The organism is Porphyromonas sp. oral taxon 279 str. F0450 (assembly GCF_000292995.1).
Classification (GTDB): Bacteria; Bacteroidota; Bacteroidia; order Bacteroidales; family Porphyromonadaceae; genus Porphyromonas; species Porphyromonas pasteri.
On sequence record NZ_ALKJ01000044.1, the window covers coordinates 12,702 to 26,424 of the forward strand.

Here is a 13,723-nt window from a genome sequence, read left to right on the forward strand (position 1 = left end):
TCAGGTGATGGTAGTGGCAGTGTGGTTAGGCTCGTGTCCCCTCGATGCGGCGCTGGAGGATGTGCTGCATCACGGTGATAGCTGCGGCGACGGAGGGGATATGATGCACGCGGATGATGTGGCGACCCGATCGCTGGACGAACTCGCACTGACGGCTGTTGCGTGCCACGTACTCGAGGAGTCGGCCGAAGGTCTCCGAGGCGTAGTACGGGCTGGAGGTATCGGCGATGAGGTGGAGACTCATAGAGCCACCCTTGAGTACGACCTTCTCGATGCCGAGGTGATGGCCGAGACGGCGTAGGCGAGGGATGAGGACAAGCTCTTCGGTCTCTGGGGGAAGGGCACCGAAGCGGTCGCGCAGTCGGGAGGCAAAGTCCTCAAGCTCCTTGTCTTCGCTGAGGCTGTCCAGCTCACGATAGAGGAGGATACGCTCGCTATCCGAGGGTACGTACTCATCGGGAAGGGCGAGCTCGAGGTCACTCTCTACCTGCGTCTCGGCGACGAAGCGGTCGGCGAGCTCACTGCCGTCACTCTGCTTATCGTCGTCGGCATAGACGTGTGCGAACTCATCGGCCTTGAGCTCTCGGATAGCTTCGGAGAAGACCTTCTGATAGGTCTCGTAGCCCATATCGGTGATGAAACCACTCTGCTCGGCGCCGAGGACGTTGCCTGCACCACGCTGGTCGAGGTCTTGCAGGGCAATGCGTATGCCGCTACCCAGATCGCTGAAGCTCTCGATAGCACGCAGACGGCGCTTGGAGTCTTCGCTGAGGCCCTCGAGCGGAGGAGTGAGGAGGTAGCAGAAGGCCTTGCGGTCGCTACGTCCTACACGGCCACGGAGCTGATGCAGTTCGCTCAGGCCATAGTGGTGTGCATCGTGGATCATGATGGTATTGGCGTTCGGCACGTCGATGCCATTCTCGATGATCTTCGTCGCCACGAGGACGTCGTACTCGTGGTTGCCGAAGTCGATGAGGATCTGCTCCATCTCCTTCGGTGCCAGCTGCCCGTGGGCGACGGCGATGCGTGCGTCGGGGACCTCGCGCTGGATGAGGGCAGCGAGGTTCTCAATGTTGCTGATGCGGCTATTGACGAAGTACACCTGCCCGTTGCGACTCATCTCGAAGCCCACGGCCTCGCGGATGATCTGCGGGGTGGTCTGCGTGAGGAGCGTCTCTACGGGACGGCGGTTGGCAGGTGGGGTATTGAGGTTCGAGAGGTCACGCGCACCCATCAGTGAGAACTGTAGGGTACGGGGGATAGGCGTGGCACTCATCGTGAGCGTGTCGACATTGACCTGAAGCTGACGGAGCTTCTCCTTTGTGGCGACGCCGAACTTCTGCTCTTCGTCGATGATCAGGAGGCCGAGGTCGTGGAACGCTACGTCCTTGCTCGTCAGGCGGTGCGTGCCGATGATGATGTCGATCTTCCCCTCACGGAGGTCTGCGAGGATAGCGCGAAGCTCCTTCGGCGTGCGGGCACGTGAGATGTAGTCGACACGGACGGGGAAGTCCTTCAGTCTCTTAGAGAAGGTGCGGTAGTGCTGGTATGCTAAGACCGTCGTGGGGACGAGGACGGCGACCTGCTTGCCGTCGGTGGCAGCCTTGAAGGCGGCACGCACGGCTACCTCCGTCTTTCCGAAGCCAACATCCCCGCAGAGGAGGCGGTCCATCGGATAAGGGCGCTCCATATCGGCCTTCACAGCGGTGACGGCAGCGGCTTGGTCGGGGGTGTCCTCGAAGGCGAACGATGCCTCAAGCTCGTGCTGGAGGTAGGTGTCGAGGCTGAAGGCAAAGCCCTCTGTCTCACGGCGCTTGGCGTAGAGACGTATCAGATCACGGGCGATATCCTTGATGCGCTTCTTCGTGCGCTCCTTGATACGCTGCCATGCCCCTGAGCCGACGGCGCTGAGCGTGACTTCTTTCCCCCCTTCGCCCGAGCGGTAGTGGGAGAGCTTGTGCAGGCTATGCAGGTTGACATAGATGGTGTCATTGTTGCGGTAGACGAGCTTGACGAACTCCTGCATGTGGTCGCCCTGAGGCATGCTCACCAGGCCGTCGAAGCGCCCGATACCGTGGTCAGCGTGGACGATGAGGTCGCCACGGCTGAAGCTCTGGATCTCCTTCAGTGAGAGTGTAACCTTCCCCGAGCTGGCCTTGTCGCTGCGCAGGGTGTACTTGTGGTAGCGGTCGAAGAGCTCGTGCTCGGTGAGCAGTACCCAGCGATGATCTTCGTCGACGAAGCCCTCGTGCAGGCCGAGGGTCACCTCTGTAGGTAGCTCGGCTTCGCTGAGGCGTGGGGTGAGGATGTCGCGGGCACGCTCGTGACCCTCACGGCTTGCTGCACATATATATATGGTATAGCCGTCGGCACGCCAAGAGCGGATCTGGGCGGCCAGACCATCATAGTCCTTGTGGAAGAGGGGCTGGCGTGTGGTGTGGAAGTGCAGGCCATTCGGTGTCGCCTCGTCCGTCAGCTCGTAGCCCGAGAGTGCCTGGATCTCGGAGAAGAGCTGGCTGGGCTCGATGAGCATGCGTCGCAGCGCCTCCAGGTCTTCGAAGCCTTCGCCGTCTTGCAGCAGTGGGGCTTCGGTCCAAGTCATCTCAAGGCGGGTGCTCAGTGATCCGCCACCCGAGAGGAGGAGTTGAGTGCCTGCAGGGAGCAGGCTGATGAGCGAAGTGAGGTCGCCTGAGCCCTGAGAGAGGTCGGGACTCAGCGTGATCTCTGTGAGCTGACGTACGGAGAGCTGGCTGTCGACCTCGAAGCAGCGCACGCTCTCGACTTCGTCATCGAAGAAGTCCAGGCGGTAGGGGAGCTCGGAGGCAAAGGAATAGATGTCTACAATGCTCCCACGCAGGGCGAACTGCCCCGGCTCATAGACGTAGTCCACGCGCTCGAAGCCCCAAGCGAGGAGCTGGTCACGCAGGTGGTCACGCTCGATGACGTCCCCCCGATGGATGATGAGAGGCTCTTCCTTCGTGCCACTCTCCTGGGGGATACCCTCCATGAGGGCCTCGGGATAGGTGACGAGGATGGGTAGGGGAGTGCCGCCTGGTGCTGCTGCACTTATCAGGGCGCTGAGCACCATGGAGCGCAGGAGGGCGCTCGACTCATCACGGTGCCCATAGCGGATAGCACGGCGATAGGCTGAGGGGAAGAAGAGTACGCCATCCTCGCCCAAGAGCTGGGCTAAGTCCGAATAGAAGTAGCCGGCCTCCTCTTCGTCACGTAGGAGTGCCACGAGCGGTGCCGCCTGGCGGATGCGCGGAGCGACGAAGGCACGGGCAGAACCCATGAGCCCCGAGAGGGAGCGACGGGTGTGAGGTGGAAGGGGCTGGGAGAGGGAGACTCCTTGCTCAGAAAGCCCCGTCATGAGGGGCGGCTGGAAGGTAGGGCGGGATGGATTTGTATCGACCTGTTTCACACTGCGAAGATACGGCTTCTCCCCCACGTATGGAGCCTGCCGTGCTATTCCTGTTCGTGGGGGAGAAGTTACCTCTAGGAACGGCCTTTCTACGCCGAGCTTTTCTGCGCCTTCGCAGTAAGGGTGGTGCGAACCTATATAGGTCAGCCCGCCGACCTATATAGGTACGTGGGTAGAGCTATATAGGATGGCGAAGAAAGCTATATAGCTTTATGAAGTGACCTATATGAGGTCGTTGTTCCGCGTATGGATAAAAATTGTGGAGGAGTGGCAGAGAAGTTTGGACTACGTACGTGGCTCTAATATCTACGTACGTGGATATTTGGATTGACGTGCCTAGTCTTTAAGACTACGTACATAGACAGAGGAAATCCACTACGGGAAGGTGCTTTTTTCTTCACGAGAAGGATACTTTTCCTTCCGCTGGATAAGAAAAAAAGAGGGGGGGAGAGAGCCGTCATAGGAGGGTGATCCGATGACGAAAACCCTGCCGAATTCACGCGCTTTTACTGATAAATCAAGGATACTTCCTAAATTTGGGGCTATGATCAAGCGGAATTCTCTAAAGTGGATGGCCGTTATCGCTGTCTTCCTCTCCTTCTTCCCTTCGCTGTGGGCAGGCTCTTCGGATAGCCTTTTGGTGAAGCTCAATCAGACGATCGAGCAGCGTCCATCCTATATGCAGCGCAAGGAGGAGGCCTTAGAGACCCTGCGACAGAGCTTGAGTAAGCTGAGTGCTGGGAACGTGGAGGGGCGCATGAACCTCTACGAGGCACTGTGGCAGGAGAACCGCTCATACAATACCGACTCCTCGCTCTTCTATGCTACGGCACTCTCCCAGCTGGCTCAGCAGGCAGGCAATGAGGAGCAGAAGCAGAACGCCCTGCTCCATCGGGCTACGGCACTGATGACGATCGGGATGTTCAAGGAAGCCGATGAGATCATCAAGCCGCTGCGTGAGGGGGGCGTCCTCCCAGGGCAGCGTAGCCAGTTCTTCCACCTCTGCCGAAGCCTCTTCGGCCTCATGGCGGACTATGCCGTGACGGCACAAGAGAAAGCGGCCTATGCCAGCCTCACCGATGACTTCCGCGACTCGCTGCTGACGATCTATGAGGCAGGGTCGAATATGTATCGGATGATCTATGCCGATAAGCTGACCGCCCATGGCAAGTATGCCGAGGCCCTACGTGAGCTCTTGCCCTTCACGCCCACGGGCGATGGGCGCTTCGACGCGGGCTACCACTACACCATCGCCGAGGCCTACTACCACATGGGGCGTATCGAGGAGGCCCGACACTACTACACGCTGGCCGCTATCAGCGACATGCAGAGCGATACACGTGAGTACATCGCCCTGCGCAAGCTCGCTGTGATCCTCTTCCAGTCGGGTGACATCGACCGAGCCTACCACTACCTCACGCTGTGTATGGCCGATGCGAAGGCGTGTAATGCCCGCCTCCGTATCCTCGAGATCCTCGATACCTTCCCCGTCGTCAATGAGGCTTATCTGGAGAAGAAGCAGCAGCAACAGCGTATCATCACAGGGGTCCTTATCGCCATCAGCCTCCTTGTCGTGAGCCTCACCTTCGCCATCTTCAGCGTCCTGAAGCAGAAGAAAGCCCTACAGCAGGCGCAGACGGATCTGGCGCATGCCAATAGTCAGCTCAATGAGGTCAACCGCACGCTCGTGGAGTACAACGAGGAGATGAAGCGGCAGAATCAGCTCATCACCGAGACCTCGTACCTCAAGGAGGCCTACATCACCCAGTACATGGATCAGTGCTCAAGCTATCTGGAGAAGATGGAGAGCTTCCGTAAGCGCCTGCGTCAGCTCCTCAGCGCTGGCAAGACGAAGGAGATCCAGCAGGCTCTCACCTCATACAATCAGGAGGTCGAGACGGAGCTGGCAGAGTTCTACGATAGCTTCGACACGACCTTTATCAACCTCTTCCCGACCTTCGTCGAGGACTTCAATGCACTCCTCCGTGAGGACGAGCAGGTACAGCTCAAGCCAGGGCAGAAGCTCAATACCGAGCTGCGTGTCTTCGCACTCATCCGTCTCGGTATCACCGACAGCACCAAGATCGCACACTTCCTGCGCTACTCGGTGACGACGATTTACAACTACCGTACCCGCATGCGCAATCGTGCTCGAGGCGACCGTGACGAGCTCGAGAAGCAGGTCATGGAGATCGGGAAAAAGGCTCTGAAAGGCGCCAATCCGCCCCAATAATCACTACTTTTTTTGTCTGCAAAAAGAGGGTAAGTTGCTAAGTATCAGAGTGGATGTTTCTACACCAACTATATACTTAGTACCTCACCCTCTTCGCGTATGCATTTCGTCTATCTTCGTTGGTAGCGATCCAGGTGAGCTAAGGCTCAGCCACTCATCCGAGTCGCCAGATACCTAACTGTTGGGATAAAAATTCTAACCTACATATCAATGATGGAAACTGTACAAAGCGTGGATACCTCGCTGCGGCGACTACTCCTCTCATCGACCTTGGTACTCACCTCGGTCAGCCTCTTTGCCCAGACCGTGAGCGTCAAGGGTACCGTGACTGATCCAGCAGGTGAGCCCATCATCGGGGCGACCGTCCTCGAGAAGGGTACGACCAATGGTACCATGACCGATGCCAAGGGGCACTTTGTCCTCAAGGCTAAGAATCCTAAGGCTACGATCCGCGTGAGCTACGTCGGATACAAGCCCCTTGAGATAGCCCTTGATGGCCGTCGTGAGATCAAGGTCGTCCTCACCGAAGATGCCGCTACGCTCAATGAGGTCGTCGTCGTCGGCTATGGCACGATGGGCAAGAAGGAGCTGACCTCCGCTGTCACCCACGTCTCCTCCAAGAACTTCTCTCAGATGGCTACCGTCGACCCCTCGATGATGATCCAGGGGAAGGTCGCTGGTGTGAGCATCACGAATACCGGAGCAGGTGACCCCAACAATCAGGCAAGCATCCAGGTGCGTGGGGTCTCCTCCCGTGCTGCAGGCCTCGGCCCACTCATCGTCATCGACGGGGTGCCTGGTGGTAACCTGACGAACCTTAACCCCAACGATATCGAGAGCTTCGACATCCTCAAGGATGGGGCTGCCAGTGCTATCTATGGTACGCGCGGATCGAATGGGGTCATCCTCGTGACGACGAAGAAGGGCGCCCGTGACGGCAACCTTCATACGACCTACACGGGTACGGTCTCCTTCGACGTCATCAAGCGCGAGCTCGATATGCTCAGTGCTGATGAGTATCGTGCAAACCGCTTGGCCTCGGGTGTCGGCTACGACCTCGGGGGCAGTGTCGACTGGCTTGATGCGGTGAGCCGTGTCGGGGCACGCACCCAGCACTCGCTCAGCCTCAGCGGTGGTAGTGCTCGCTCGAACTATCGTGTGTCGGCTGACTACCGCAGCGCCAATGGTATCGATCTCTATTCGGGGCGTGAGGAGTATGGTGCGCGTGTCGCACTGAACCACACGGCAAAGGGTGGTCTCATCACCTTCTCGCTGAATGTCGCTCCCCGTATCGCCTACCGCAAGAATGCCTCTTGGGATGTCTTCCGCAATGCTGTCGAGGCTAACCCCACGACACCTATCATGGACCCCAAGGATCCTTCGCTCTACTACAACTTCAAGGGGCAGGCTGCTGGCTACAATCCGCTCGAGCTCCTGAAGAAGGATAAGAGCACGGGTACGACGAAGCTCCTTGACTGGGACGGTACCGTCAAGCTCAACCTCCTGCCTCTGCTCCTGAATAAGGAGGATCGTCAGACGCTGACCACGCAGCTGACCTTCGCTGACCACCAGTATGACAACTACAATCAGTGGTTTCGCCCCTCGACGAGCACGCTGGCGATCAATGCCGGTCGTGAAGGTGAGGCCTCGCAGGACTACTCGAAGAGTGCTATACGTACCCTCGAGTGGGTCACGAACTACGCCAACTCCTTCGGCAATCACAACTTCAAGGTGATGGCAGGGTACTCCTATCAGTATGAGCAGTACTCAGGGCTGAACGCTGCGAATAAGGACTTCCCCAACGATGCGCTCGAGGACAACAACCTCGGTAGCGGTACTTACGCTAAGGATGAAGGGGAGCTCGGTATGGGGTCCTATAAGAATGACTCCAAGCTCATCTCCTTCTTTGGTCGTGTGAGCTACGACTGGAAGGGCCGCTATATGCTGACGGCTTCACTCCGCCACGAAGGCTCGTCGAAGTTCGGTGAGCACCACAAGTGGGGGAACTTCCCCGCTATCTCTGCCGGCTGGCGTATCTCTGACGAAGCCTTTATGGCTGGGACGAAGAGCTGGCTCACGGACCTTAAGCTCCGTGGTGACTTCGGTATCACGGGGAACCAGTCCTTCGACAGCTACCGCTCGCTCAACACGATGTCGGGCTTCGGCTACTACCTATATAATGGTAAGTACTATCAGGTATGGGGACCTGGCAAGAACGTCAACCCGGACCTGCGCTGGGAGAAGGGTCAGAACTGGAACGTCGGTCTCGACTGGACGCTCTTCGGTGGTGACCTCTACGGCTCCTTCAACTACTACAGCCGTAAGCAGCAGGACCTCCTCGGTGACTACAATGTCTCGGTACCTCCCTATCTCTTCACCTCGACCTTCGTCAACGTAGGTACGATGCGCAATAGTGGCTTCGAATTCGACCTCACGTGGAATGCCGTCAAGACGAAGGACTTCACCTACACGATCAATGTCATCGGGGCTACGATGAGCAATAAGTTCGTGGACTTCAGCAATGATAAGTTCGTCGGGCAGGACTACTACGACGTCGTCAGCACGGAGGATCCCTATCCCTTCCATAACCTGCAGCGTATCGAGAAGGGCAAGCGTATCGGGAACTTCTACATGCTGAAGTATGCTGGGGTAGATCCTCAGGGGCGCTGGGTAGTCTACGACAAGGACGGCGACAAGGTCCTTGCCGATAATGCTACCGACGATGACCGTCAGTATGTGGGCAATGGCTTGCCTCAGTTCACCGGCTCGATGACCCATACCCTGCGCTACAAGAATATCGATGCCTCGCTCTTCTTCCAGACGGCACTCGGCTTCGACCTCTTCAATATCCACGACTTCTACTATGGGACGCGGAACTTCCAGGGCAATGTGATGGACAAGGCTTATAGCAAGAATAAGATCGTCTCGCAGAACCCCATCGTCTCCGACTACTTCCTCGAGCCCGGGGACTACCTCAAGCTCTCCTCAGTCAGCCTCGGCTATACGCTGAATCTGAAGAAGAAGTACATTGATGCTGTCCGCATCTACGCTACGGCGAGCAACCTCTTTACCATCACCAAGTTCTCTGGTATCGACCCCTCGAACTATCAGGTCAATGGGCTGAACCCAGGGGCTACGGGCTCTCGCTCGTACTACCCCTCGACCCGTCAGTTCATGATCGGTACGCAGGTCAACTTCTAATCTACTGATGGACATCACTGTCTGTGACATCATACAGAGTAAGCAATGAGAAGGACAATGAAATATATGGCAGGTGCGCTCGTCGCTGCCAGCCTCGTGGGATGTACTAACCTGGACGAGAATCTCTACGATCAGGTCGCCTCACAGAACTACTATAACACGAAGTCGGACGTCATCCGTGCCGTCTTCCGCCCCTTCGAGCACGCCTTCTGGAGCGTGCAGAGCCGCCACGTGCTCAATGAAGAGTCCGCTGACCAGCTCATCACCCCCACCCGCGAAGACTGGTGGGATGATGGTGGACGCTGGGCGCGTATGCACCGCCATGAGTGGCTCACGACCAATGGCGAAGCCCAGACGGAGTACAATGGTTGCTTCCAAGGGATCATGCAGGCTAACCTCGTGATCGAGGACCTCGAGCAGCGCTCAGCCGCGAAGTTCGGGTTCTCTGATGCGGAGTTCAAGAACCTCAAGGCGCAGAATAGAGTGCTGCGTGCGTGGTTCTACCTCCGTCTGCTGGACGCCTTCCGCAACGTCCCTCTGGCGGTGAGCTACTATGACACGAGCAAGAACTCCACGGGTCAGGTAGAGCCTCGTAAGGTCTATGACTTCATCGAGTCTGAGCTGAAGGCAGTCCTGCCCGAGCTGACTCGCAAGATGTCTCTCGGAGGCAATCAGGCCGCGCAAGGTCAGTGGACGCAGGCCAGTGCCGCAGCTCTCTTGGTGCGCCTCTACCTCAATGCAAAGGTCTACATCGGTGAGGACCACTACACCGAGTGTGCGCAGTACGCTCAGGATATCCTCGACGGCAAGTACGGCTCCTACAAGGTAGCTGACCGCTGGGACGCTGCCTTCGACTGGGACAACCAGACCTCTGACGAAGTCATCTTCGCCTTCCCTGCCTCAGCGGGTCGTACACACTGGCACTACAATGGTGATATGTTCTGGTGGTCTGTCCCCTCTAAGGCCAGTGACTGGCTCAAGGATACGAAGAATAAGGTCGGTACGCACAACATCAAGTACTCGGCTTCTCCCAGCTACAACCCCAAGGGAGAGAAGTACACCTATGAGCTGGGTATGCCTATCGAGCGCTTCAAGCAATATCCCTCGGATGTCCGCCTGAAGATGTACACGAACCTCGGTAACAACCGCCGCGAAGGGCTCTTCATCTTCGGTAAGATCTCCTACACGGATGACAAGGGGCAGACGGCTTACCTCAAGGATCACAACGGGCGCTACACGCTTGACCTGCGTGATGCCGTAGGGAAGTTCGGCGGTACCGACGGGAATAAGTGGCTCGCTACCTCTGAGAGCCGTCTGGAGGACGGCGACGATAACTCTGGCTGGATGTTCGCCAAGTATCCTCTCTACTCTGACGATGAGTCAGGGCAGCTCGAGGCAGACTACTGTGAGATCCGCCTGCCTGAGATCATCTACAGCCTCGCCGAATGCAAGCTCCGCAGTGGTGATGCGACCACTGCTGCCCAGCTACTGAATAGCGTCCGTAAGCGTAACTATCCCTCCTCCGACTGGTCGACGGCTCTCTATGCTCCCGAGGGTACGGCACAGCTCGATCTCAAGGAAATGCTCGCCGAATGGGGCCGTGAGTTCTTCGCCGAAGGGCGTCGCCGTATCGACCTCATCCGCTTCGGGAAGTTCCTCGATGCTTGGTGGGATAAGAAGGCCGATGCCGATAGCCACACGCTCATCTTCCCGCTTCACCGAGATATCCTTGGGGCTAACCGCAACCTTAAGCAGAACCCCGGCTACTAACTCCACTACATACTAAGGTGTAATCTCTAAAGCACACAGATTAGACATGAACAGAATATTCAAGTATGGGATATGGGCTCTCGCAGTGCTCGCCGTCCCAGCGGTCCTCCAGTCATGCCATGATGACAAGGACATCGTAGTCATCGACGAGGAGCTCCCTCTCAAGGTCGACCATCTCTATATGGTAGGTGACGCTACGCCTGCGGGCTGGAGCATTGACAATCCTGCCGAGCTGGTACGCGATGCCAGCAATAAGTTCGTCTTCACTTACCATGGCCGTCTCGCCGCAGGGGAGCTGAAGTTCCCTCTCGCTAAGGGCGACTGGGGGGCGACCTTCATCTATGCTCCGAAGGCAAACACCGAGATCAATAGTAAAGGTGTCGCCGAGAGCGGCATCAGCGTTCGCCGAGGAGGTGACGACACGAAGTGGAAGGTCACCGAGTCGGGTACCTATCTGCTGACAATCAACCTGCGTGAGCGCACGATCCAGGCTGTCTATGAGGGCGCTGAGCCCGTGACACCTATCACGACCTCTACGCTGGGCTTCATCGGTGACGCTACTCCTGCGGGCTGGTCAACGACGGAGGCTACGACCTTCACGAAGACCTCCGACAGCCCCCTGCAGTTCACCTATGAGGGAGCACTGAAGACGGGTGAATTCAAGCTCGTCTCTGACGCTACGGTCCTCAAGGACTACGCTGGTCCCTACATCCAGGCTCCCGAGGCAGGTGTGACACTCAGCCACGAAGGGGTATCCAAGCAGGGTATGGTCGCTGGTGGCGCAGACAATAAGTGGACGGTCACCGAGGCTGGGACGTATAAGCTCGTCTTCGACGTCACGAACCGCACGATCAAGGTAGAGTCCTTCACCGCTGCCCCCAAGAGTGATCCTTGGAAGACCGAGACGCTCTACGCTCTTGGCGATGCTGCCGGTGGCTGGAATATCGGCGAGGCGCTTGCCTTCAAGAAGGTCGGTGAGCATAAGTTCGTCTACGCTGGCGAGCTCAAGGCTGGAGCACTGAAGCTCATGGCTACGAATACCGGTGGCTTCGATGACGTGGCTAAGGACTGGTTCTATGCTTCGGCTGCCGATGTCGAGATCTCGGACGCTACGACCAGCGCACTGGACGTCGTCGCTGGTACCAATAAGAGTGCTGACAATAAGTGGAAGGTCACGAAGGCTGGCAACTACGTCCTCACCATCGATATGAAGACGCACAAGCTCACCGCCGAATACGTCGGTGGTGCCAGCACGAGTATCGCTACTGCTGAGGCACGCCTCGTCGGTGGTGCTACGCCTAAGGGCTGGGATATCAAGGGGACGGCGATGACGAAGAGTAGCTCCTCGCCCCTTGAGTTCTCTTGGCAGGGTGCTCTCGGTAACGGGGAGTTCAAGGTGGCTCTCACCTCGACCAACGATGACTTCTCTGGTGACTGGCTTCAGGCCCCTCAGGCTGATACGGAGGTGAATGCCTCGGGCATCAGTGCTGGCGACGTCGTCAAGGGCGGTGCTGACCACAAGTGGAAGGTGACGCAAGCAGGTACCTACAAGATCACCATCAACTTCTCCACGAAGAAGATCAACGTCACGTATATCGGTGCATAGCCGACGACTCTAACAAGACAATAGGAATATGAAGAAATATCTCATCGCCGCACTGGCGCTGGCAGCTCTTATGACCAGCTGCAATAGCAACACGTGGGACGTGACGAGTGACCTCAGCGTCGACAAGGTCGACCCTACGCAGGGCTTGACGCCATTGGCTCAAGACCCAGGGATGGACTATGCTCCGCTCTACTGGAGCGTCTATGGCGCACTGCGTCAGCAGGAGAAGGACGGCTCCTTCCCCAATATCTTCACCGAGAAGGACTGGGATGAAGCTATTGACTTCGTCGCTACCAACCTCAAGCCCTACGGCTACGATATGCTTGTCACCGATGGCTTCGCTGCCATGGGTGGGGACGACGGATATATGACGCGCTACAGCCGCTCTCAGAAGGATGAGAGCTCTCCCGAGATCGAGCTCTCTACGATCATCGCCAAGCTCAAGGCTAAGGGCCTCAAGCTCGGGGTCTACGACAATCCCTTCTGGCTGCACTATAGCAATCCTAATGCGATCATCCCAGGTACTGACGGCATCACTGTCGGTAGCCTGCGCTACAATCCCGAGAAGGATAAGGATGTCCTCCACCCCACGAAGAATGATCAGTTCGGTTGGGTGCTCACCGATCACCCTGGAGCTGAGCAGCACTTCGAGGCCTTCTTCAAGCACTACGCTGATATGGGTGTGCACTTCATCCGTATGGACTTCCTCTCCTGGTATGAAGACGGTATGAACTACAGCGACCAGATCGACCGCGGCTATGGACGTGAGCGCTATGTGCGTGGGATGCAGTGGATCAATAAGTACGCCCGTAAGTACGGCGTCTATGTCTCCCTTGTTATGCCTCACCTCAAGAACAATGCGATCATCGAGAAGTACGCTGGCAATATGATCCGTATCAATGCCGACGCTCTCGAAGGCTCTTGGTACCGCTTCTCGGAGAACAACCGTGGCTCGCTGCGTGGTGGCTGGCCTAACTCAGAGAATGCCTTTGACGGCTTCATCAACTGGTCGAAGATCTCGGGTCGTGGCAAGGTTCGCCTCGATGGGGACTTCATCCGCCTCGCTTCCTTCGCCAGCGATGATGAGAAGCGCTCGGCTATCTCTCTGCCTCTGATGGCAGGTGGGCCTATTGCCGTCACGGACTACCCCAATGCCCATGACCTCACCTTCTTCCAGAATGAAGAGCTGCTCGCCCTGCAGAAGGACGGCTTCGTCGGTCAGCCCTACAAGCGTGACCTCTGGGGTATCGATGGCGAGATCTGGTACGGCCAGCTGAAGGACGGCTCTTGGGTCGTCGGCCTCTTCAACCGCGATCAGTCTGCCGCCACGCGCTCCGTTATGCTCTCACAGATCGGCATCCACGGCTCGTGGAAGGCTCGCAACCTCTGGACACATGAGGATGAAGGTACGGTCTCAGGGACGATCTCCGCAGAGATCCCCGCGCATGGCTGTAAGATCCTCAAGCTCTCGAAGCTGTAAGATCCTCCG

At 57.5% G+C, this 13,723-nt stretch carries 6 protein-coding genes; 5 read left to right on the forward strand and 1 reads right to left on the reverse strand.

Features of this window, described 5'->3' with window-relative positions:
* Positions 1-25: 25 nt before the first annotated feature.
* Positions 26-3,295, reverse strand: a complete 3,270-nt coding sequence (gene mfd, locus HMPREF1323_RS08150; protein WP_410524589.1) for a transcription-repair coupling factor — start codon at positions 3,293-3,295, stop codon at positions 26-28.
* Between the two features lie 700 nt (positions 3,296-3,995).
* Here mfd and HMPREF1323_RS08155 point away from each other — a divergent pair.
* The 5 genes from HMPREF1323_RS08155 (at position 3,996) to HMPREF1323_RS08175 (ending at position 13,714) form a co-directional block, all read left to right on the forward strand.
* A complete protein-coding gene (locus HMPREF1323_RS08155) occupies positions 3,996-5,657 on the forward strand; it encodes a DUF6377 domain-containing protein (RefSeq protein WP_044124266.1) in 1,662 nt (553 codons plus the stop codon).
* Positions 5,658-5,867: 210 nt separating this feature from the next.
* Entirely contained in the window at positions 5,868-8,858 is a 2,991-nt protein-coding gene (locus HMPREF1323_RS08160; protein WP_083845395.1) for a SusC/RagA family TonB-linked outer membrane protein, read from the forward strand.
* A 45-nt stretch (positions 8,859-8,903) separates the two neighbouring features.
* A complete protein-coding gene (locus HMPREF1323_RS08165; protein ID WP_044124262.1) occupies positions 8,904-10,628 on the forward strand; it encodes a RagB/SusD family nutrient uptake outer membrane protein in 1,725 nt (574 codons plus the stop codon).
* 46 nt (positions 10,629-10,674) lie between these two features.
* Positions 10,675-12,234 carry a SusF/SusE family outer membrane protein gene (locus tag HMPREF1323_RS08170; RefSeq protein WP_009433711.1) on the forward strand — a complete coding sequence of 520 codons (1,560 nt, stop codon included), beginning with the start codon at positions 10,675-10,677 and terminating at the stop codon, positions 12,232-12,234.
* A 28-nt stretch (positions 12,235-12,262) separates the two neighbouring features.
* On the forward strand, positions 12,263-13,714 hold the full coding sequence (locus HMPREF1323_RS08175) for an alpha-galactosidase (protein WP_009433687.1): 1,452 nt from the start codon (positions 12,263-12,265) through the stop codon (positions 13,712-13,714).
* Positions 13,715-13,723 lie beyond the last annotated feature (9 nt).

Excerpts from the sequence above, each read along its gene's own strand:
- HMPREF1323_RS08170 (WP_009433711.1), top strand. The coding sequence starts at position 10,675 with ATGAACAGAATATTCAAGTATGGGATATGGGCTCTCGCAGTGCTCGCC.
- HMPREF1323_RS08155 (WP_044124266.1), top strand. The coding sequence starts at position 3,996 with ATGGCCGTTATCGCTGTCTTCCTCTCCTTCTTCCCTTCGCTGTGGGCA.
- HMPREF1323_RS08165 (WP_044124262.1), top strand. The coding sequence starts at position 8,904 with ATGAGAAGGACAATGAAATATATGGCAGGTGCGCTCGTCGCTGCCAGC.
- HMPREF1323_RS08175 (WP_009433687.1), top strand. The coding sequence starts at position 12,263 with ATGAAGAAATATCTCATCGCCGCACTGGCGCTGGCAGCTCTTATGACC.
- HMPREF1323_RS08160 (WP_083845395.1), top strand. The coding sequence starts at position 5,868 with ATGATGGAAACTGTACAAAGCGTGGATACCTCGCTGCGGCGACTACTC.
- mfd (WP_410524589.1), bottom strand. The coding sequence starts at position 3,295 with ATGGGTTCTGCCCGTGCCTTCGTCGCTCCGCGCATCCGCCAGGCGGCA.